At 51.7% G+C, this 22,764-nt stretch carries 17 protein-coding genes and 1 pseudogene; 1 reads left to right on the top strand and 17 read right to left on the bottom strand.

The window, feature by feature from the left end:
- Nucleotides 1-21: 21 nt before the first annotated feature.
- The 17 genes and pseudogenes from BQ5591_RS21955 to dxs form a co-directional block, all read right to left on the bottom strand.
- Nucleotides 22-1,077 (bottom strand): hypothetical protein, encoded by a 1,056-nt coding sequence (locus BQ5591_RS21955; protein ID WP_235817143.1) that lies wholly within the window; start codon nt 1,075-1,077, stop codon nt 22-24.
- 24 nt (nt 1,078-1,101) lie between these two features.
- Nucleotides 1,102-2,244 (bottom strand): annotated as a pseudogene (locus BQ5591_RS22125) (hypothetical protein); the annotation flags it as partial.
- A gap of 349 nt (nt 2,245-2,593) precedes the next feature.
- Complete coding sequence (locus tag BQ5591_RS18220) at nt 2,594-5,293, bottom strand: TonB-dependent receptor (RefSeq protein WP_205410649.1); 2,700 nt, start codon at nt 5,291-5,293, stop codon at nt 2,594-2,596.
- Between the two features lie 511 nt (nt 5,294-5,804).
- Entirely contained in the window at nt 5,805-7,244 is a 1,440-nt protein-coding gene (locus tag BQ5591_RS18215; protein ID WP_022164100.1) for an NADH-quinone oxidoreductase subunit N, read from the bottom strand.
- Between the two features lie 58 nt (nt 7,245-7,302).
- Nucleotides 7,303-8,781 (bottom strand): complex I subunit 4 family protein, encoded by a 1,479-nt coding sequence (locus BQ5591_RS18210; protein WP_022164099.1) that lies wholly within the window; start codon nt 8,779-8,781, stop codon nt 7,303-7,305.
- A gap of 27 nt (nt 8,782-8,808) precedes the next feature.
- A complete protein-coding gene (gene nuoL, locus BQ5591_RS18205) occupies nt 8,809-10,695 on the bottom strand; it encodes an NADH-quinone oxidoreductase subunit L (RefSeq protein ID WP_071150415.1) in 1,887 nt (628 codons plus the stop codon).
- A 30-nt stretch (nt 10,696-10,725) separates the two neighbouring features.
- Nucleotides 10,726-11,034, bottom strand: a complete 309-nt coding sequence (gene nuoK, locus BQ5591_RS18200) for an NADH-quinone oxidoreductase subunit NuoK (protein WP_022164097.1) — start codon at nt 11,032-11,034, stop codon at nt 10,726-10,728.
- A 37-nt stretch (nt 11,035-11,071) separates the two neighbouring features.
- Nucleotides 11,072-11,584, bottom strand: a complete 513-nt coding sequence (locus BQ5591_RS18195) for an NADH-quinone oxidoreductase subunit J family protein (protein WP_022164096.1) — start codon at nt 11,582-11,584, stop codon at nt 11,072-11,074.
- Between the two features lie 35 nt (nt 11,585-11,619).
- Nucleotides 11,620-12,153 carry a 4Fe-4S binding protein gene (locus tag BQ5591_RS18190; RefSeq protein ID WP_071150414.1) on the bottom strand — a complete coding sequence of 178 codons (534 nt, stop codon included), beginning with the start codon at nt 12,151-12,153 and terminating at the stop codon, nt 11,620-11,622.
- Between the two features lie 28 nt (nt 12,154-12,181).
- Nucleotides 12,182-13,258 carry an NADH-quinone oxidoreductase subunit NuoH gene (nuoH, locus tag BQ5591_RS18185; RefSeq protein ID WP_071150413.1) on the bottom strand — a complete coding sequence of 359 codons (1,077 nt, stop codon included), beginning with the start codon at nt 13,256-13,258 and terminating at the stop codon, nt 12,182-12,184.
- Nucleotides 13,259-13,344: 86 nt separating this feature from the next.
- Nucleotides 13,345-14,940, bottom strand: a complete 1,596-nt coding sequence (locus tag BQ5591_RS18180) for an NADH-quinone oxidoreductase subunit D (protein ID WP_071150412.1) — start codon at nt 14,938-14,940, stop codon at nt 13,345-13,347.
- Between the two features lie 25 nt (nt 14,941-14,965).
- Complete coding sequence (locus BQ5591_RS18175; protein WP_022164092.1) at nt 14,966-15,568, bottom strand: NADH-quinone oxidoreductase subunit B; 603 nt, start codon at nt 15,566-15,568, stop codon at nt 14,966-14,968.
- A complete protein-coding gene (locus tag BQ5591_RS18170; protein WP_022164091.1) occupies nt 15,559-15,909 on the bottom strand; it encodes an NADH-quinone oxidoreductase subunit A in 351 nt (116 codons plus the stop codon). Before BQ5591_RS18170 ends, BQ5591_RS18175 begins: the two co-directional genes overlap by 10 nt.
- 158 nt (nt 15,910-16,067) lie before the next feature.
- Nucleotides 16,068-16,436 carry a hypothetical protein gene (locus BQ5591_RS18165; protein WP_071150411.1) on the bottom strand — a complete coding sequence of 123 codons (369 nt, stop codon included), beginning with the start codon at nt 16,434-16,436 and terminating at the stop codon, nt 16,068-16,070.
- 115 nt (nt 16,437-16,551) lie between these two features.
- On the bottom strand, nt 16,552-18,003 hold the full coding sequence (locus tag BQ5591_RS18160; RefSeq protein WP_071150410.1) for a TrkH family potassium uptake protein: 1,452 nt from the start codon (nt 18,001-18,003) through the stop codon (nt 16,552-16,554).
- Nucleotides 18,003-19,343 carry a Trk system potassium transporter TrkA gene (trkA, locus tag BQ5591_RS18155; RefSeq protein ID WP_071150409.1) on the bottom strand — a complete coding sequence of 447 codons (1,341 nt, stop codon included), beginning with the start codon at nt 19,341-19,343 and terminating at the stop codon, nt 18,003-18,005. The genes BQ5591_RS18160 and trkA overlap by 1 nt, the downstream gene beginning before the upstream one ends.
- Entirely contained in the window at nt 19,340-21,241 is a 1,902-nt protein-coding gene (gene dxs / locus BQ5591_RS18150; protein ID WP_235817117.1) for a 1-deoxy-D-xylulose-5-phosphate synthase, read from the bottom strand. The genes trkA and dxs overlap by 4 nt, the downstream gene beginning before the upstream one ends.
- A 382-nt stretch (nt 21,242-21,623) precedes the next feature.
- On the opposite strand from dxs, the gene BQ5591_RS18145 reads away from it, so the two are divergent.
- Entirely contained in the window at nt 21,624-22,751 is a 1,128-nt protein-coding gene (locus BQ5591_RS18145) for a BF3164 family lipoprotein (protein WP_083381028.1), read from the top strand.
- Nucleotides 22,752-22,764 lie beyond the last annotated feature (13 nt).

Raw genomic sequence — 22,764 nt, 5'->3', positions numbered from 1 at the left:
TGCGTCAGCCGGCGGGGTAGGTTAGTCCACCCAGCTGCCGGTCATCCAGTCGCAAGCCTTTTTGATGTCTTCCAGTGAAGCGTAAGACAGGTTGGCGTCTACCTTGTTGCCTGTGGCGGCAGCGAAGACGTCGTTGGTGTAGATGCCTTTTTCGCTGTTCACGTTGTTGCTGATGGTGGTGTTGGTGATGCTGGAAGTGCCGTTGACCAGTGCGTTTTCTGTTTCAGTGCTTTCTACCGTCAGTGCCTTGCCTTTGCCGCAGATCTGTGCGTTGTCCATTGTCACCTGAGTACCGCGACGCAGACGTACACCTTGTTTTGAGCCGCCGTTACCTACCAGAATCAGGTTTTTCAGCGTGGGGTGAGCCACCGGAGTAGCTTCGTAATTGTTTTCGTTGTTGTCGGCTTCGATCAGGCAGTCGCAGTCGTAACCCAGTGTGGCTTCGGGTTCCTGATAGGCTACGATGTCGGTAGCTGTACCGTTCCAACCTTCAGTCCAGTCGAAAGAGTCGTCGCTGCAGCTGATGACTACCATGTTGCTGACGTTGACCGATCCGCCGAAGAACTCGAAACCGTCGTCCGAACCCTGATAGGCTACACAGTGGTCAACCGTTGTTCCGCTGCCTACACCGTAGAAGCTGATACCGTTGGCTTCGTGCTCTTCGTCGAAGGCATAACCGGTGTATTCCAGACGTACGTATTGCAGAACGCCCGAGTTGTCTTTGTCGTCGCTGCCACCGTATTCGGCACCGCCAATTTCAGAACTTCCTTTACCGCCCTCGGCGTTGGTATGAGCGCGTCCGCAGATGTGGATACCGCCCCATGCGCCGGCCGACTGTTTTTCGGCAGTCATTACGATCGGTGCGTCGGCTGTACCGGTAGCGTTGATTTTGGCTCCCTGCTTGATGAGGATGTAGTCTACGTTGTCATCGTATTTGGAGATGATCTTCACACCTGCCTGAATGTGCAGGGTAGCTCCGGCTTCTACTGTATAGGCACCGCTCAGATAGTAAGTGTTGCCGGCTCCCAGCGTGATGTCGTTGGTGATGGTTCCTTGCAGGGTGCTTTCGTTGGCCAGTACGTTGTCGCTTTCGCTCCAGTTCTTGGTCCATCCGGCAGCCCAGGGACATTTGGCAATGATGTCTTCGTACGAAGTGTAGGGGTTGGCCTGATTGGCTTTGTTGCCGTCGGCTTCGAATTCGGCATTGGTATAGATGCCTTCTTTGCTGGTCAGGATTCCGCTGATGCTTACGTTGCTCATGCTCGATGTTCCGTTGACCAATGCGTTTTCTGTTTCAGCGCTTTCTACGTAGATAGCGTTCTGCTTGCCGTAGATTTCGGCATTTTCGATGGTTACCTGAGTACCGCGGCGCAGGTGTACACCTTTACCGGCTGCACCGTTACCTACAAGGATGAGGTTCTTCAGCGTAGGATGTGCTACAGGAGTGGCGCTGTAGTTGTTTTCGTTGTTGTCGGCTTCGATCAGACAGTCGCAGGCATAGCCCAGTGTTTCTTCGGCTTCCTGAATGGCGATGAGGTCGGTAGCCGTACCGTTCCAGCCTTCGGTCCAGTCGAAAGAGTCGTCGCTACAGCTGGTGACAACCATGTTGCTGACGTTGACCGATCCGCCGAAGAATTCGAAACCGTCGTCCGATCCTTGGTAAGCCTGGCAGTGGTCAACCGTTGTTCCGCTACCCACGCCGTAGAAGCTGATACCGTTGGCTTCGTGCTCCTCGTCGAAAGCATAGCCGGTGTATTCCAGACGTACGTATTGCAGAACACCCGAGTTGTCCTTGTCGTCGTTGCCACCGTATTCGGCACCGCCGATTTCAGAGCTTCCCTTGCCGCCCTCGGCATTGGTGTGGGCACGTCCGCAGATGTGGATACCGCCCCAGGCACCCGATTCTTCTTTTTCGGAAGTCATGATGATGGGAGCCGATGCCGTACCTTTGGCGTTGATTTTGGCTCCTTGCTTTATCAGGATGTAGTCTACATTGTCATCGTAAACGGCTACAATCTTTACACCCGGTTCGATGTTCAAGGTAGCGCCTTCTTCTACGGTGTAGGCACCGCTCAGCTTGTAGGTGTTGCCCGATTTCAGGGTTACGTCTTCGGTGATTGTACCGCTCAGCGTAGTGCCGTCGGCTATTCCGCCGTCGTTGTTTGTTGTTTCGTCATCGCTGCATGATGCACTGAGAAGTGCCATGCCGGCCAAAAGGGCCATTGAAAACAATTTTCTGCTCATAATTTAAGTTTTAAGTTTAGTGTTTTGTTGACAAGGAACAAGGCTTCAGACCACGAGGCTTACCCTGTCCTCTTGTCAACTATTGGATTATTACTCTTTATTTTATTGGGTTTACTTTAAACAAGTCTGTTTCCTATGAGTTTCTTTATAGTTACTATCACTTTGCTTTGTCATCCTGAACGAAGTGAAGGGTCTGTTATCACATAGCCTTCGAAAGAGATCCTTCACTACGTTCAGGATGACAGAATGATAACTATGTTATGTACTAAGACAAAAAGTGTACTTTTTAAAGCGGACTCAGTTATTTTCTTATTAACTTGTCCCCTCGTCAACTTGTCAACTTGTTAACTCAAAAATTATAGCTGACGCCCACTTCGAAACCCGTACCTTCCTTGAAGCGTTCCACTTCGATGTATTCGCCCGTCTTGGGCACTTCCTGTTTGAATACTACGGCGCGGTTCAGCAGGTCGGTCACCTGAAGCTTGGCGCTGAAGTGGCGGCTGAAGTTGTAGCTGGCGTTGAAGTTCAGCGTGTGGACAGCCATCTGGTCGATGTCGCCCAGCTGTGATACGCCGACGGCATGGATGCGTTTGCCCTGCAGGTTGTAGAGGAGCGACAGGTTCAGCTGGCGTTCTTCGCCGAAGCGGGGCGAGTAGGTGAGGTCGGCATTCAGCAGGATGGGCGAGGCGCCTTGCAGCGAACGGTCCTTGTTGGTGTAGGCACCGCCTTCGGGCAGCTTCACGTTGGTGTACATGTAGGAGACGTTGGCTCCCAGTCGCAGGTCGCGTATCAGCTGTTTGCGCAGTTCTACTTCTATACCGGCTGCCATACCCTGGTCGGCATTCTGGAAGGAGTGCATCGTGGCACCGCCTTGCAGCTTCTGGATGCGTTCGATGGGTTTGTCGAGGAACTTATAGTAGACCGTTGCCGAGAGCATGTCGCCGTTGGGGCTGAAGCGTTCGTAGCGCAGGTCGAAGTTGTAGTTGTAGCCGTTCTGCAACTCTTCGTTACCACGGATCTGTGCCGAACCGTAGGATTCCTGATAGAGGAAAGGAGCCATTTCGATGAACGAGGGACGGGTGATGGTGCGCGACAGTGACATACGCAGGTTGTTCCGGTCGTTCATGGAGTATTTCAGGTTGACGGTGGGGAAGATGTCATTCTTGTTCAGGTCGCGGCGGCGCTGGTATTTCTGGTCGCCCTCGATGGCATATTCTACCCACTGTTTGGTCATTTCGTAGCGCAGGCCGACGTTGACAAGCAGGGAGCTGAGCGGATAGAAGTCCGTCTGTGCGTAGGCAGCGTAGATGTCCATTCCGGCACGGTAGGTGTCGTGGGGTTGCATCTTGCGTTCGATGACGATGTTGCCGTTCTCTACGTTCTCCTGGTTGAGGAAGCCGTCGGTGTCGTAAATGTTGTCGATGGTGGGGTTCAGCTTGTTTACGTTGTAGTAGAAGCGGGTACCCATGTAGTCGCGGTCCTTGTTCTTGTAAGCCAGACCCATCTTGACGAAGTTCTGTTCCGACCAGTTGTATTTCAGGTCGAGGTTGCCCACCCATTCTTCTTCGTTCAGTTCGCCGAAGTAGCGCATGGTTTCCTGTCGGTTCAGCTTGAAGAGTTGCAGGTTGCCAGCATCGTCCTTGGTGAACATTACCTGACGGCGGTCGGGCTCTTCGCTGCCTGTCTTGCCGTAGGAACCTGCCCAGTTCAGCTGCCAGCGGGTGCCGAACTCATGGTGTCCGTTCAGCTGATGGTTTTGCAGGGTGTAGATGTGCGTGATGTCGTTGCTGCCCCACAGGTTGTGGCCTTCAGCGTCTATACCTTCGCGGCTCTGGTACGAGTCGCTGGCGTTGCGGGCATAGAAGAAGGTGTAGCCGATGCGGTCGTGCTGGCGCAGGGTGTAGCCTACGGATGCCAGTGCGGCCATCTTCAGCGTAGCGGTATATTCGTCGTAAGTAAAGTCGTTCTGTACGTTGCCTGTGGCTTCGAGCGTTTTATAGAAAGCATCGTCCATGCGTTGCGTTTCGTTGCTGAGGCTCAGCGAGGCCAGCAGGCTCAGGGTCTGGTCGCCAATGCCGAAGTTGCGTCCGAAACCCAGGTTTCCGCCAAATTCGGGCAGGGCAGTACGCTTGTCCACATCGAAGGTGGTACGGAAGATATTGTTCTTGGTGACGTACTCGTCGAAGTCGAGCAACGGCATGTCGTATATCTTTTCGTCGAGCGAGGGTGTCTTGAACAGGGTTCCGTCGCGGTCCATCTGGTAGAAGTCGCGTCCCAGTGTGTTGAACCGTCCTCCTACGTTGAAGCTGACGTTCAGGAACTCGTCCGTCACGTTCTCCTTGGTACTGATGTCGATGTGCGCGCCGCTATAGTCGGCAAAGGCGCTGGCATCGTACACCTTGCTGACGGTGATGTTCTGTACCGTGCTCGAAGGGAAGAGGTCGAGTGGAATCAGTTTATTGTCCGGGTTGGGCGAGGCGATGGGCAGTCCGTTCAGCGTAGTGCTGCTGTAGCGGTCGCCCAGTCCGCGAACGATGAGCTGGCCCGATTCGGCAATGGAGATACCGGTCAGTTTCTTAACTCCTTCCTGCACGTTGCCGATACCTTTGATACCCATTTCCTTGGCACCCAGGTTCTCGATGGCCAGTGTGGCTTTTTGTCTTTCTACCTGCAGGGCGCGTTCGCCTTCCAGGTTCTTCTTGGCTACTACCGATACTTCGCCCAGTGTCTGCGCATCGGTTTCCATTTCGAAGTTCAGTACGGTTTCTCCGCTCACCTTTACCTGGCGGGCGTTGATGTCCACGTAGCCTACGTAGCGTACTACGAGGTCGTACGTGCCGTCGGGCACACTGAGCGTGTAGTTGCCGTCAATGTCGGCTACGGCTCCCGACGTACTGCCGGCTACCTGTACGGTGGCTCCGGTCAGCGGTTCTTTAGTCTGTTTGTCAGTAACTGTTCCCTTGATAGTGCCTGCCAAGGCAGTCATGGCAGATAGGGTAAGGAATAAAACAAGGAAGAGAATCTTTCCTAAATCTACTTTCATACTCATCTTTTATGCATTTCTTTTTTCCGCTGCAAAGGTGAGAATAGGGCGTTACATGCGTGTGTCGTCCAAAGTACATGTCTGTTTCGGAAACGTTACGTAGGTATTACAGAAGATGAGGGAAAGTGGGGAGTATACCTCGCTCCAGAAGGCTCTGTACGGGGGCTTTGAGAGACACTTGCACGGCTCGTGAGCGACACTTGTACGGCTCGTGAGCCACACTTGCATTCCAGACGAGCCGTACAAGTGTTGTTCAGAAGGGGAAGAAGCAGGGGGATTGGGAGGGTTGGGAGTGCGGTAAGTTAGGGGGATATAAAACACAGATTCGCGCAGACCTCCGCCAAGACTTGTGTACGGTTTCACTTCCGTAGGAATAAAGTCTGCGCGGGTCTGCGCGAATCTGTGTTTCGGTGACTTGTTATTTTTCAGGCACGGATTACATGGAAGTTCACAGATAATAATTCTTCTTTCTCTGCGTTTTCCGTGTAATCCGTGCCTAAAAGAAAGTGCTTCCTTTTTACATGCCGAAAGCGTAGTTGCCAATCGACTCGTAAGAGGCGCTGACGATGCTAAGCACGGTGATACCCAGCGTACAGATGAGCAGGGCGGCACGCGTATAGTTGTCGCTTTGGAAAGGGGCAATCGGCTCGTCGCTCTTGTTGATGTACATGGCCTTTACGATCTTCAGGTAGTAGAACAGGGAGATGACTGTGTTGAGCAAGGCGATGAATACCAGCAGGTGGAAACCACTGTGGAAAGCGGCGGCGAAGATGAAGAACTTCGAGAAGAAACCTGCGAACGGCGGAATACCGGCCAGCGAGAACAGAGCCAGCGTCATCAGGAAGGCCAGACGCGGATTGGTGCTGTAGAGGCCGTTGTACTCGGTCAGCGTGAACTTATGCGAACGGATGGCCACGATGGTGATGATGGCAAACACACTGAGGTTGGCAAACATGTAGATAAGCACGTAGTAGACCAATGCCGTCATACCCTGTGCCGTACCGCTGATGACACCCAGCATGATGTAGCCTGCCTGCGAGATACTGGAGTAGGCCATCAGACGCTTCAGGTTCTCCTGACGTATGGCAAAGATGTTGGCAACAGTGATAGAAGCGATGATGACCCAGTAGAGGGCTTCCTGCCATTGGTCGACCATCGGAGCGAACACCTTGAACACGGTAGTCATCAGCACGAATGCTGCCGCACCTTTCGAAATGACACTGAGGTAGGCGGTTACCGTACTCGGTGCGCCCTGATAAACATCGGCTGTCCACAAGTGGAAAGGAACCAGTGAAATCTTGAAGCCCATGCCCGCAAAGAAGAACACGAAAGCCATCACCTGCATGGGGTTACCCTCCAGATGAGCGGGAATGTCTTCGAAGTAGAGCGTACCTACCGTACCGTAGATCAGTGACACGCCGTAAAGCAGCAGACCGCTGGCAAACAGGGCAGTCAGAATGTATTTGGCTCCGGCCTCGGCCGAGTAGTGACGGTATTTGTCGAATGCCACCAGGGCAGCCATCGGGATACTGGCAGTCTCCAGTCCGATGAAGAACATCAGGAAGTGTCCGGCCGAAATCATCAGGTACATACCCAGCAGCGTACACAGCGTGAGGAAATAGAATTCGCCCTGCTTGATAAACGTGTCGGGCAGCTTCATCCATTCGTGAGCCATCATGAACACAATCAGCGTACCGATGCTGAGGATGGACTTCATGATGTGCTGTATCGGCGAGTTGTGGTACATGCCTCCGAAAGCGTCGGCAACCGGACCGGGAACGATGGTGATTATGGTATGGATAGCCAGCAGGATAACCGGGAACATGGTGTTCAGCACCGGCTTTCCGCCTTCCTTATGTGCGTCGGGGCTCATGAAGAGGTCGGCAATAAACAGTATGATGATGACTGCTATCAGCGAGAGCTCTTCTTTCATCAGTAGGAATTGAGAATAATCCATTTTATCTATTAAAAGTTAAAAGTTAAAAAATAAAAGTTGGAGCGTGCTTGGTTTCATATTAAAACACACTGACTATTGGCAAAACACTTTCGCTGATCATGCCGCTGATCCACCACGGAGCCATACCCAGTGCAGCTACACAGACAATCAGGATGATCACTGCCGTACGTTCGTCCCACGTAGCGTCGGTCAAGGCCAGGTGATGTTCGTTCGTGCAGGTGCCGTACAGAATCTTTCCGACCAGTCGCAGGATGTAGACTGCCGTAATGACGATGCTGCAGCAGGCAATCACCGTCCATACACGGTGGAAGGTGTCAGGTTCCTGGAACGAACCGGTGAAGATGGTCATTTCGGCTACGAATCCGCTCAGACCCGGCAAACCGAGGTTGGCAAGACCGGCAATGACGTAGCATACCGAGAGGAAAGGCATGATTTTCATCAGTCCTCTCAGTTCGCGGATGTCGCGGGTGTGTGTACGTCCGTATATCATACCGATCAGCGCGAAGAAGAGGGCCGTCATCAGACCGTGGCTCAACATCTGCAGCACAGCACCCGTGCAGGCCGTCTGATTCATCATCAGGATGGCAAAGAGCACCAGTCCACAGTGGCTCACACTGGAGTAGGCGTTGATGTATTTCAAGTCGGTCTGTACACAAGCCGAGAAGGCACCGTAGACTACCGAGATACCTGTCAGAACGAGGAAGATCCATCCCAGTTCGTTGGCAGCTTCGGGCATCAGGAACATGGCAATGCGGAAACAACCGTAACCTCCCAGTTTCATCAGCACACCGGCGTGAAGCATGGACACAGCTGTCGGTGCCGAAGCATGACCGTCGGGGCTCCATGTATGGAAGGGGAACAAGGCACCCAGCACACCGAATCCCAGGAAGGTGAGCGGGAACCAGATGCGTTGCTGCTCAATGGGGATGTTGTGCATTTGGGCAATTTCGAGCAGATTCATGGTCGTTCCGCCCGAACCGTAGAAGATACCCAGGATGCCAATCAGCAGGAAGGCTGAACCACCCATCAGCATCAGTGTCAGCTTCATGGCCGAGTATTCCTTGCGGCCGCTGCCCCATACGCCGATAAGCAGATACATTGGGATCAAGGCTACTTCGTAGAACATGAACATGGTGAACAGGTCGGTCGAGATGAAGAATCCGAACACACCCAGCGAAAGCAGCGTGAACCACAGGAAGTACTCCTTGGTAAGCGGTTGCAGGCGCCAGGAAGCGAAGGTACCTGTGAATACGATGATGGCCGAAAGCAGCAGCATGGCTACGGAGATGCCGTCCACGCCTACTGAATAGTGTATGTGAAGTGCCGGATACCAGGCAACATCGGCGCAGAACAACATTTCGTCCGTGGCACCGGCCTGCCGTGCATTGAGGTAGGCTATCGTCAGCCCTATGGCCGTAATCAGCAAAGCCGAAGCTCCGGTTACCATCACCGCACGTATCTGTGCGATGTTCCGGCTCAGCCAGAGGCCGAGGAGCATCAGCAATGGAATCAGAACAAATAATGATAAGAAATTCATTTTATTTAATGGATAATTGAATTTGAATTATATAGTTAACATAAGTATCAGTATCAATGCTCCCAGCAGGAATACCAAGGCGTATTGCTGTACACGTCCGCTTTGCAGGCCACGGATTTCGTCGCTTGTGGCATCGGTGCTCCAGGCCAGGAAGTTGAAGAAGCCGTCTACTACGTGACGGTCCCACCAGGCAATGGGGCGGCTGATGCAGCCGAAGATAATCTTGTGGGTGATGAACTGATAGATTTCATCGATGTAGAAGCGGTGGTAGGCTGCTGTCCACAAGCCGCGGAAACGGCTGGCCAGTGCATCGGCTACCGGCTGCTTGCTGCGTGCATAGATGCTGACAGCCAGTGCAATGGCTATTACGGCAATGACGATGCTGGTCAGCATGACTTGCGTATCCAGATGGATGTCGTAAGCATGTCCGTTGGACGAAACGAAGTGACCGAAGGGGATGAATCCGGCTACTACCGTAACGGCAGCCAGGAACATCAGCGGGAAGGTCATGGCCAGCGGGCTTTCGTGCGGTGTGTGTGCGGCGTGAAGTTCTTTGTTCTCCTTACCCCAGAAGATGCCGCAGTAGAGGCGGAACATATAGAAAGCTGTCATGGCTGCAATGATTGTCATGATCCATCCCATCGCGGGGCTGAACTGGAAGCAGGCAGTCAGAATCTCATCCTTCGAGAAGAATCCCGAGAACGGAGGAATACCCGCAATGGCCAGACAGGCGATGAGGAAGGTCCAGTGAGTGATAGGCATATACTTGCGCAGACCACCCATGGCCGACATCTCGTTGCTGTGTACGGCGTGGATGATGCTACCGGCACCCAGGAAGAGCAATGCCTTGAACATGGCGTGAGTGAACAGGTGGAACATACCGGCCATGTAGCCCAGTCCGCCTTCGTGCGGGTCGCTCGACGTACATACGCCCAGGGCAACCATCATGAAGCCGATCTGCGAAATGGTCGAGAATGCCAGCACACGCTTGATGTCGCTCTGTACGCAGGCTACGCTGGCTGCATAGAATGCTGTGAAGGCACCTACGTAGGCCACAATGTGAAGCACGTCGGGAGCAAAGCTGATGAACAGCGGGAACATGCGCGCTACCAGATAGACACCGGCTACGACCATGGTTGCCGCATGGATCAGGGCGCTGACGGGTGTCGGGCCTTCCATGGCATCGGGCAGCCAGATGTGCAGGGGGAACATGGCACTCTTACCGGCACCACCGATGAACATCAGTCCCAAGGCCAGCGGAATCATGGCACTGCCTTTCATCAGGGTCATTTCATCGGGAGTGAAGGTATAGGTTCCGGCGTAGTAGCCATAGATCAGGATACCAATCAGGAAGCCCAGGTCGGCAAAACGCGTCACGATGAATGCTTTCTTCGAAGCGGCAATGGCGGCCGGCTTGGTGTAATAGAAACCGATCAGCAGGTAAGAAGATACACCCACCAGCTCCCAAAACAGATACATCTGGAAGATGTTGGTAGCTACGACCAGTCCCAGCATGGACATGGTGAAGAGCGAAAGGAAAGCGTAGTAGCGCTGGAATCCGCGTTCGCCTTTCATGTAGCCGAAGGAGTAAATGTGTACCATCAGTGATACGGTGCTGATGACGATAAGCATCATTACCGAGATGGGATCGAGCAGGATGCCCATGTCAATGCTCAGGTTCTGTGTGAAGGGCAACCAGCGGAAGTTGTAAGGCATCAGTGTTTCGTAAGTGCCGTCGGCCAGACGGGGAGCGGTGAAGTAGCTCCATGCGGTGGCGTAGGAAAGGATGGTGACCAGTCCCAGCCCGATGCTTCCGATGAGTCCGGCCGTGCGGTGTGACATCCATTTGCCTCCGATTCCTGTGATGAGGAAGGAGAGGAACGGAATGAGTAGGATGAGAATCGTAAGTTCCATTATCGTTTGTTTTTTAGTTTTTTCTGTTTATTACCATTTCAGTTGGTCTATTCTGTTGACCTGGATGCTCCGTATGTTACGGTAGATGTTGATCATGATAGCGATGGCTACTGCCGTCTCGGCTGCCGAAATGGCGATGGAGAACAGGGCGAAGAAATAGCCTTCCAGTGCGCCGGGGAACAGGAAACGGTTGAATACGGCAAAGTTGATATCGGTGGCGTTCAGTATCAGCTCAATCGAAATCAGGATGGCCAGTGTGTTGCGGCGGGTGAAGAACCCGTACATGCCGGCGAAAAACATGATAGCCGAAACTATCAGATAATATTCCATGTGAATCATAACTAGTTCAGATTTCAGTGTTCGTAATTGATGTTTCCTATCGCTTGCGGGCTATCAGCAGACCTCCGACGATGCACGCCAGCAGCAGTATGCTGACAGCTTCGAATGGCAGCAGATAACCGTACTTGTCACCGCTCAGCAGGTGGTTCCCGATAGTGTTGATATTGATCTCTACCGGATTGACGTCGGTCGTGGCAAGGAATTTATGTTTCAGGGTGATGAACAACACGATGATGGCACCTGCCACAGTCGTTCCAAGTCCAGCCAGGAACTTGCTGCGTTTCAGTTTGGCTGCTTTGTCGCCTTCGCCGCTGGTCAGCAGGATGGAGAATACATAGAGCACGACGATACCTCCGGCGTAGACCATAATCTGAACGGAACCGAGGAAGGTGTAGCCCAGCAGAAAATAGATGCCTGCCGTACCGAAGAGGACGAACAGGAGGTACGTGGCCGAGCGTACCATGCGGGTTGTAGTCACCGTAAGCAAGGAGAATACGGTGATGAAAGCCGCTAAAAAGTAGAATACTACTGTTTCGAGAGTTATTTCCATATATTTTCTTTAATGAGTGGTTACGATTAATTTGATTATTCAGCCTTTTCTTTAGGGGCAGCCGCTTTGTCGGATGCCGGTTTCTCGGCCGCAGGGGCTTTCTTGGCTTCGGCTACATGACTGCCCGGATGATTGAGCGTCAGGAAAAGCTTGGAGCGGTCGAAGACTGCATGTTCGAAGTTCTGGTCGAAAGTGATGGCACCGTGCGGGCAGGCATTGACGCAAAGCTGGCAGAACATGCACGATCCCAGGTTGTATTCGTACTTGGCCAGTATTTTCTTTTTCTTCCCTTCTTCGGTCGTGATGGTTTCCGATGTCACTTTGATGGTGCCGTTGGGGCAAGCCATCTGGCAGAGTCCGCAGGCCACACAGTGATGCTCGTTCTGTTCGTTATGGGGCATTACAAGCGTGCCGCGGAAACGGTCGAACATCTTGAGCTCTTTCCGGTTTTCGGGATATTGCTCTGTGATTTTCGGGGTGAAGAACTCTTTCATGGTGGTCTTTAAGCCAGTGGTCAGACTGGCCAGACCTTTGAAAAAGCCTCCGAAGTATGTGTTCTTTTCTTCCATGTCTCTTATAAGAATTAAAAATTAAAAATTAGAAGTGCAGTCCGAAGGCCACAATCAGGCTCATCAGCACCAGGTTCACCATCGACAGCGGTACGAGGTATTTCCATTCCAGTATCAGTATCTGGTCGATACGGAGACGGGGGAAGGTCCATCGCATCCACATCATGAGGAATACTACAAAGAAAGCCTTTGCAAAGAACCAGACAAAGCCGGGAATATAGTCCATGACCATGTTGAAACCGTCAAGTCCCGGTATGTGGAGCGGCATCCAGCCTCCTAAGAATACGGTGGCTGCTACGGCTGCTACAATGAACAGGTTCAGGTATTCGGCCAGGTAGTAGAAACCGAAGTGCATACCACTGTATTCCGTGTGGTATCCGGCGGTAAGCTCGCTTTCTGCCTCTGGAAGGTCGAAGGGGCCACGGTTACACTCGGCGTTACCGGCTATCAGGTAAATGATGAAAGCAATGATAGCGGGGATGTGGCCTTTAAAGATGAACCATCCGTCGGCCTGTCCTTCTACAATCTGCGAAATTTGCATGGTGCCTGTCAGCACTACCATGGTAAGAATGCTGAGGCCGACAGAGAGCTCGTAACTGATGATCTGTGCACCGCTTCGCATGGCACCGATCAGCGAGAACTTGTTGTTGGAGCTCCATCCGGCCAGCAGGATTCCCACTACGCCGATACTACTTGCCGAAAGCAGGAAGAAGATGCCGACATTGAAGTCGAGCACTTCCATACCTTTATTAATAGGAAGGCAGGCAAACGTAAGGAAAGAAGCGATCAGCACCATGAACGGAGCCAGGTTATAGAGAAACTGGTCGGCGCCTTTGGGGTTGAATATTTCCTTGGTGAGCATTTTGAACACGTCGCAGAATACTTGCAGCGTTCCGTAGGGACCCACGCGGTTCGGGCCCAGACGGCATTGGAAGAATCCGCAGACCTTTCGTTCCATATAGATAAGTATGATGGCCAGAATGGCATACATCAATACGATACATACGCCTATGACGACACACTCGATGAACACGGCAAGTCCTTCGGGCATGACCGATGTCAGCATTTGGTGTATCCAGTTTGTTGCAATACTAAAGTCAAACATTTATTTAATTGATAATTGATGATTGATAATTGAGAATGGACAACAGGCAAATCATTTTCCATTCTCCATTTCCCATTTTCCATTGATTATCTGTCGATGTCAGGTACGACATAGTCCAGCGTTCCGCCTATCGCGATGAGGTCGGCAATCTTGGCTCCCCGGGTGATGGTGTTGATGGTTCCCACAAGCGGCAGTCCGGTAGCACGGTAGTGCAGGCGGTAAGGTGTCTTGTCGCCACGGCTTTCCAGATAGACTCCGAATTCGCCACGGCTTCCTTCGACGGCAGCGTAGTAAGAACCTTCGGGAACGCGGATGATAGGCTTCATCTTTTCCTGATAAGGACCTTCCGGAATGTTGTCGATCAATTGTTCGATGATGTGCAGACTTTCGAGGATTTCGTCCATACGCACCAGATAACGGGCCATACAGTCACCCTCGGTACGTACTATTTCGCGGAACTCTACCTTGTCGTAGGCTGCATACGGCATACGCTTGCGCACGTCGCAAGCCCATCCGCTGGCACGTCCGGTACCGCCGGTAGCTCCGAACGAGATGGCTTCTTCGCGGCTCAGCACACCGATGCCTTTCAGACGCTGTTGAGCGATGATGTTTCCGGTAAATATGTCGTGATATTCTTTCAGGTTGCGGCGCATGTAGGGGATGAATTCTTTTACCCGATGCACAAAGTTGGGATGCAGGTCGGCCTGAACACCGCCGATGGTGTTGTAGTTCAGGATGAGGCGTCCTCCGCATGTCTCTTCGAAAATGTCGAGCAGCTTTTCACGGTCGCGGAATCCATAGAGGAAAGCGGTCGTGGCACCGAGGTCCTGACAGAGGCAGGAGAAGAACAGAATGTGCGAGTCGATGCGTTGCAGCTCGTCCATGATGGTACGTATTACCTGTACACGGGGGCTGACTTCTACGCCCATGGCCTTTTCGATGCACATGCACAAGGCATGGCGGTTCTGCATCGCTCCCAGATAGTCCAGACGGTCGGTCAGTGCCAGTGTCTGCGGGTAAGTGAGGCTTTCGTTCATTTTCTCGATGCCCCGGTGGATATATCCGCAATTCACATCGATTTTGTGAATATTCTCACCTTCCAGTGATACGCGGAAGCGGAGCACACCGTGTGTGGCAGGGTGTTGGGGGCCGATGTTGACAACGTATTCATCGTCGCCGAACAGCACTGTTTCACGTTCTTGATAATCGCCTTCGGGAGTAATTTCTACTTCGCGGGTAGTGTCGAGTGTTTCTTCGTTGCTCATGCGCAGCGGATTTTCTTTTTCCGGGTCGTTGTCCTTGCGCAACGGATATCCTACCCAGTCGTTACGCAGAAACAGACGGCGCATATCCGGATGTCCGGTAAACACGATGCCGAAGAAGTCATAGACTTCGCGTTCCGGCAGTTCGGCGCCTTTCCAGATCGGAGTTACGGAAGGCAACTGGGGGTGTTCGCGGTCCAGTGTCGAGGTCGTTACCACCAGCCGTTTACCGCTGACGGTCGATTCCAGATGATATACCACTCCTAAGCCTCTCAGTTGGTCGGGGGTATCATTTTCAGCAGGTTCGCCCCAGTCCATACCTGTCAGGCTTTCGAGGAAGTCCATCTGTTCATCCTCCCGCAGGCGGCGCATTTCGTCACTCAGCTGTTGTGGGGCTATGTATATTGTTTTTGTTTCCATTTGCAGTTCTCTTTTTTAGGGAAAGTCACTTTTGGTCCGTTTCGTCTTTGGGAGCTTTCTCCTTGCGGTTTACACCTCCAAAGAATTTTTCAATCTTCACTTTACGTTGCAGTTGCATCATGCCATAAAGGAATGCTTCGGGGCGTGGAGGACAACCTGGAACGTAAACGTCGACAGGCAGAATCTGGTCTACGCCCTGCACTACGTGATAGGATTTGCGGAACGGGCCGCCGCTGACGGCACATCCTCCTACTGCTACTACATACTTCGGATCGGGCATCTGGTCGTAAAGACGCTTTAATACGGGAGCCATTTTGTGGGTGATGGTACCGCTTACCAGAATAACATCGGCCTGACGGGGACTGTTACGCGTTACTTCGAAGCCGAAGCGCGCAATGTCATAGCGTGCGGCACATACGGCCATAAATTCAATACCACAGCAGCTGGTTGCAAACGTCAATGGCCAAAGGGAATTGCTGCGTCCCCAGTCTATCAGGTCGTCCAGAGCGGCTACAATGACATTGGTACCACCAGCATTCAGTTCCTGTACCAGCTTTTCAAGAGTCTCGTTGTCGGTGAATTCCTCGTAAGGAATCGACTTAATCCGGGGTTTCTTGTTTATTTCCATTCCAACGCTCCTTTCCGCCAGGCATAAGCAAGTCCCAGCACAAGAATGAATAAGAAAAAGGCTACGCCAAGCAATGCGGAAACGCCAGACTGGCGAACACTGATAGCCCACGGAAAGAGGAATACCGTTTCTACCTCGAACATGAGGAAGAGGATGGCAAACAGGTAGTAACCAACACGGAATTGCATCCATGAACGTCCCCGTGTAGGAATACCGCATTCGTAAGGCTCCATCTTTTGTGGGTTGTACGAACGTGGAGAAATGGCATGCGAGATGGCAATGACCAGACCCACGAAGATAATTGCCGTCAACAAGACGGTCACTAAAAGAGTAAAGTTCATAAAATAAAGAGATTTTTTACGATCAAGTATATAAAGGGGAAACTCTATTTCCCGCAAAATTTCTGTTCTCTCTGTGCAGAAAATGTATGTAGAACATTTACGAAGAAAACGGTTTATGTGCTATTATTAAGGTATTCCGGCACACAAACCGGCAGACTTTATACTACAATTTTCCGTAGCCCGTAGACGTAATAATCCACTGAGTGTGATAAGGCATTCGGGGCAGACCATCCTTTATGGAAGGTTGCTTTATGAGTAGTTTCCGGTCGTATCCGATTGATGGGGAGCGTGACTGATTTACAGCCGGGAACAGAATTCTGACCGATATAGTCAGCACAAAAAGGTAGAGATAGCAGATAATCGTAAAGATGATGAATGAGATGGGTCGTTTCTGTCGTTTGTGCTTGAAAAGCAGATTCGGTATAATCGATATTTTTGGTGCATAATTCGCTTGCCGCTTCGAGGACACCACTGTGTAACGATGCGGCCAGCAGGATGATCATTAAATATTTTATGCACTGTTTCATATAACGATTCTCTCAATCTCTCTTTTTCGGACGTGCAAAGGTACAATAAATAATTCTGCTTTTTGTTAGGTGGAGATTACAAAAAACAGCCGTTTTAGCACTTTTTTGCCATTAATCAATTCTTTTTCCAGAAATCGGGAGTGAAGAGCAGCAAAACAGTGAACAATTCCAGACGTCCCAGCAACATCAGAAGAGAGAGCAGCCATTTGGCTGCATCGGGCAGTGCGTTCCACGAATAAGCGGGACCGGTATCTCCCAGGCCGGGGCCCATGTTGCCGATACTTGAGATGACACATCCTATTGATTCTTCGAATCCTACTCCCATAGCCATCATAAGCAATATACTGATAATGATAATGACCAGATAGAGGAAACTGAATGCCAATACGGTAGAAACAATGGAGGTGGACAATACCTGCTTGTTGATACGTACCGGAAGCACTGCATTGGGATGGAGAATATGCTTAAATTCGTTTTTCGACACTTTGCTCAGAATGACCAGACGGATGCACTTCAGACCGCCGGTGGTACTGCCGGCGCAGGCTCCTATCACCATGACGATTGTCAGCAACCCCCAGGTGACCGATGGCCATAGCATATAGTCGTCGGTAGCAAAACCTGTTGACGTATGAAGACTGGTGACCTGAAACAGCGATTTGCGGAAAGCTTCTTCCGCATCCATCGGGCTGGTATAGTAAAGGATGGTTGCTATTATTCCGGTGAACAGTATTACTGACCAGAAATACCATTTCAGCTCTACATCATGAAACGCTTTCTTGAATTTCCGGTTGACAAGAAGTAGCAGCAGTGTAAAGTTGATACCGGAAATGAACATAAAGGTAGATATGACGTATTCTATATAGGGCGAATGATAATAGGCTATGCTTGCCTGTTTGGTTGAAAATCCGCCTGTTCCCGTAGTGGCAAAAGCGTGGCAGATGCTGTCGAACCAGCTCATCCCCCCCAGCATAAGCAGTCCGACGAGTGTTGCCGTAATCCCGGTGTATACCGACCATATCCATTTGGCTGTGATGCCGATGCGGGGGTGTACTTTGTCGTGCGTAGGTCCGCTGGCTTCGGCGGCGAATACCTGCAGACCGCTGACACCGAAAATGGGGAGGACGGCAATGGTGAACATGATAATTCCCAATCCTCCAATCCATTGGGTCATACTCCGCCAGAAGAGCAGTCCGTGCGGCAGAGACTCTATGTTGTCCAATATCGTCGCCCCCGTACTGGTAAAGCCCGACATGGTTTCGAAAAAGGCATTGGTGATGTCGGGAATGTAGCCGCTGATGTAGAAGGGCAGCATTCCGAAGAAAGAAAACGCTATCCAGGCAAGGCTGACCAGCACATAGCCGTCGCGGCGTGTCAGCACACCGTCGCTTCCTTTACCTAAAAGGAACAGCAGGATACCTACACCCGCTGCGATTCCGGCCGATTTCCAGAAATCGGTCAATGCTTCGTCCTGATAATATAAAGATATGCCGGAACATGCCAGCAGCATGGCGGTCTCCAGTAGCAGGAGGATGCCGATAATTCGCGTAATCGTTTTAAAATTGACCATTAACTAAAGTATTTCTCAATCTTTTTGATCATCATGCTTAAACAGAATACCACTACATGGTCGCCCGGCTGTATGAGTGTGTTACCGGTCACCACGACACCTTCTCCTTGCCTGATCAGTCCTCCGATTGTGGTTCCTTTGGGCAATCCCAGGTCCTTTACCGGATGTTTGGTGATTTTTGAGTCAGCTTTTACCGTAAATTCAGCCACATCGGCGTTGGCCAGTGTCAGGCATTTCACGTTGCTTACGTCGGCATCGAGCATCATTTGGTAAATATGGCTGGCGGCGATCATTTTTTTGTTGATCACAGTCCCGATGTCCAGGCTTTCAGCCATACCGATGTAGTCGATGTTTTCGACTTCGGCCACGGTTTTGCTCACTCCCATACGTTTGGCAGCGAGGCAGGCCAGAATGTTGGTTTCGGAACTTCCGGTCAGGGCGACGAAAGCTTCGGTGTTCTTCAGTCCTTCCTCGATGAGCAGGTCCATGTCGCGTCCGTCTCCGTTGATAATCATGGTCTTGTCATCCAGCAACTCTGTCAGCCGGTTGCATCGTGCCAGGTCGTTGTCGATGATTTTCACCTGCATGTAGTCGGGTACGTATTGGGCTGTGCGCACGGCAATCCGGCTTCCGCCCATAATCATGACGTTGCGCACGTCGGCATAATCTTCTTTTCCGGCTATCTTTCGGATGTAGGGTATGTACTTTCGGGTTGTCGTAAAGTATACAATGTCATGCAGCTTGATACTGTCGTCTCCCCGTGGAATCAGCGTTTCACTTCCCCGTTTGATGGCTACCACGTGATAGGGCAGTTCCGGTCCGCCCAACTGGTAGAGCGGAATGTCCAGTATTTCGGCTTTTTCGCGCATTTTGGTACCTATCAGTATCAGGGCACCTCCGCAAAACTCCCACCATTGGCGTACCCAGCTCATACGGACAGAGGAGACAATCTCTTTGGCAGCCAGCATCTCAGGATAAATCAGCGAGTCTACCCCCAGCTTCTGGAAAAACTCTTTGTGCTTGGGCAGCAGGTATTCGTAGTTGTCGATACGTGCTACCGTTTTTTTTGCACCCAGATTGCTGGCCAGCATACAGGCTGTCATGTTGCGGCTTTCGTCGGGGGTAACGGCTATGAACAGGTCGGCCGCACCCGCACCTACTTCTTTCAGTCCACGGATGGAGGTAGGTGATGCTGTGACTGTCATCAAATCGAAGTTGGAGCTGAGTGTGCTCAACTTCTCTTCGTTGTCGTCCAGCAGAATGATGTCCTGCTTTTCGCGCGACAACAATTTGGCTAAATGTGTGCCTACTGCACCGGCACCGGCAATAACTATTTTCACTTTATTAATTGACTATATATTCCTTCTTCATCCATTCCGCACAGGTGGTATAGTTCCTGTACGCTTCCATGTTCTATAAACTGGTCGGGCACTCCGATACGTCTGACGTTTGGCGTATAGTTGTGGTCGGCCATAAACTCCAGCACGGCACTTCCCATTCCTCCTTTTATCACTCCGTCTTCCACTGTAACGATTCGCTTGAATGTCTGCCCTATTTCGTGCAGCATTTCTTCGTCTATCGGTTTGACGAAGCGCAGGTCATAGTGGGCGATGGAGAGTCCTTTGTCTTTTTCGGCACGCCTGATGGCCTGTGCGGCAATGTTCCCTATCGGTCCCAGGCTGATGACAGCCATGTCGGTACCGTCTTTCAGTTTGCGTCCTTTGCCTACGGGGATTTCCTTCAACGGACACCGCCAGTCTACCAGTACCCCGCGTCCGCGTGGATAGCGGATGACGAACGGCCCTTTGTCCGGCAGTTGTGCCGTATACATCAGGCAACGCAGTTCGTGCTCGTTCATGGGCGACGACAGGGTCAGGTTGGGGATGGGGCGGAAATAGGCCACGTCGAATATGCCGTGATGCGTGGGGCCGTCTTCACCTACCAGTCCGGCACGGTCAAGGCAGAGCACTACCGGCAGTTTCAGCAAGGCAATGTCGTGTATCACGTTGTCGTAGGCACGCTGCATGAAGCTCGAATAGATATTGCAGAATGGTTGCAATCCCTCTTTGGCCATTCCTCCGGAGAAGGTGGCTGCGTGTCCTTCGGCTATGCCTACGTCGAATGCCCGTTGCGGCATGGCCTGCATCAGTTTGATCATGGAGCAGCCTGTAGGCATAGCGGGGGTCACTCCCACAATACGGGGATTCTTTTGGGCCAGTTCGACCAGTGTCTCGCCGAAGACGTCCTGATAGAGCGGAGGCATATTGTGTGTATCTACCGTAAAGCGTTCTCCTGTTTCGGGATCGAACTTGCCGGGGGCATGCCAGATTCCCGGTGCCTTTTCGGCCGGTTCGAATCCTTTGCCTTTGACGGTATGCAAGTGCAGAATCTTGGGTCCCTGCATGTCTTTGATGTCCTTCAGCACACGTGCCAGATTCTTTACGTCGTGCCCGTCTATGGGGCCGAAGTAGCGGATGTTCATTCCTTCGAAGATGTTTTGCTGCTGGGCGGCTATCGACTTCAGGCTGTTGCCGAAGCGGATGAGAGCCTTGCGGCGTTCTTCGTTCAGAATCCCCATCTTGAACAGAAGGCGCGATGCCTTGAACCGCAGTTGGTTATAGCGGTTGGAAGTAGTCAGGTTGAACAGATATTGCTTCATGCCTCCCACGCTGCGGTCGATGGACATATCGTTGTCGTTCAGGATGATAAGCAGGTTGTTGGGGGTGGATGAAGCATTGTTCAGCCCTTCGAAGGCCAGTCCGCCACTCATGCTTCCGTCGCCGATGACGGCTACTACATGTCGCTGCTGTTCGCCTTTGAGCGATGCCGACACTGCCATTCCCAAGGCTGCGGAAATCGAGTTCGAGGCATGTCCGCAGGCGAAAGTGTCGTATTCGCTTTCTTCGGGCGAGGGGAAGGGGCGTATACCTTTGAATTTACGGTTGGTGGAAAAGGCTTCGCGCCGTCCGGTCAGTATCTTGTGGCCGTAAGCCTGATGGCCCACATCCCAGACGATGCGGTCGTAGGGAGTGTTGTAGACGTAGTGCAGGGCGACAGTCAATTCCACAGTTCCGAGGCTGGCTGCGAAGTGCCCCGGATTGCGGGATACTTCTTTAATGATGTCTTGCCGCAATTCTTTGCAGACTTCCGGCAGTTGGTCTACGCTCAGACGTCGTAAATCGTTGGGGGTAGAAATCGAGTTCAGCAAGCTATATGTCGTTATTTCTGTTTTTTCCATCTTACGTCTGGTAATTACAAAATGCAAAAATAGCAAAAATAAAGTGGATGGGTGCATGTTTTCGGGGAAAACTGTGCTGAATTGTATAAAAGTGAGTAAAAAATGAGGCCTTAAATGGAATTTATGATTGCGGGAAGAGGTTGTTTGGTGATTCCTCAGTTACGTTTGTATTTCATTCTATTGACCTTTAACTACTAAGAGGCTGTCAAAACGAAGAAGTATGAATTTCATTTTACAACACTACAAATTTGATTTTTTAAACATTATCCTTAATTTTGCTTCGTTAATCTTAGAAACATTTACTGCATCCCTTCACCATAGAGAGAGTACACAGAATTTCATGGAGCAGAGGAGTGCAATTTATTCTTAAATAAGAAACGCGATGAAAACTATTATTTTAATCTCTTTTCATCGGACTTTCGCCTTTCCGGCGTTTCTGTCCCGACTGTCTGGCGGTTTGTCCGCTGTGTTTGTCCTTTTATGGCTCGCTGCCTGTTCCCGTCCTCTACGCGAGGGGGTGACTGTTTACGACGGGTTCCCGCAGACGGTGGAACTTGCAGGCACACCGCTGCCTCTCGATACCGCTGTGTTCCGCTATCCCTTCCGCATCCGCGTGCAGACAGACCGTGCCGTGGTGATGGATCTTCATGGTACGGACCATTTCTTCCACGCCTTCAGCCTTCCCGACTTCCGTCATCTGGCTTCTTTCGGTCGCCGTGGCGATGGTCCTGACGACCTGATTTCCGCCGAAAACATGCGTTGGACAGGCGACACGCTCCATGTCCTCGATTCCGGCAAGTCGCAGGTCGCGCATTTCGTGTTTGCTCCTGCTGCCGACTCGCTGCTTCGCGTAGGTACGGTCAGCCTCGACCGTCAACTGCTCCGTGTGCTCGATTTTGTCAGCATCAGCGACTCCACCTGCCTCGTTCCCGACTACTCGGGCGACAGCCGCTTCTGCGTGGTGAACCGCGACGGCCGCCTGTTACGCCGGTTCGGCTCCATCCCCACGGCCAACGAGGATGCTTTGCTCCACTCCCGTCCGGCGTTGGCACAAGCCTGGCGCAGCTTCATCGACTACAATCCCCGTAACGGTGTGTTGGCTGCCGCCACCCAGTTGGGCGAGGTGCTTGAGTTGTGGAACCTGCGCGACAGTACGCATACGGTGCTCATGGGTCCCGGTGGCGAACCGCAGTTTCAGGTGCGTCAGGGGTATGGTATCCCTACGGGCATCATGGGATTCATCGACGTACAGGTGGCAGACAGTGTCGTCTATGCTGTTTTCCAGGGAACTTCGTTCAAGGAAATTGGCCGAAGCATCCAGCAAGGCAAAAGTCTGCCGGATGGTGGCCGTTACCTTTATGTGTTCAGCCTGACAGGGAAACCCTTGCGCGGTTATGTACTTGACCGTCATGTGTGTGGCATTGCGGTGGACGAAAAGCGGAGGATATTATGGACTACAGATGTAAACAGTGATGAACCGTTAGTGAAGTTTAATCTATGGCAGAAATAAATTAGTTTAAGAA

The organism is Bacteroides ndongoniae, from assembly GCF_900108345.1.
In the GTDB taxonomy this organism is placed as follows: domain Bacteria; phylum Bacteroidota; class Bacteroidia; order Bacteroidales; family Bacteroidaceae; genus Bacteroides; species Bacteroides ndongoniae.
Note: the sequence above shows the minus strand (reverse complement) of the source record. Positions and strands in the feature narration are given on the sequence as shown.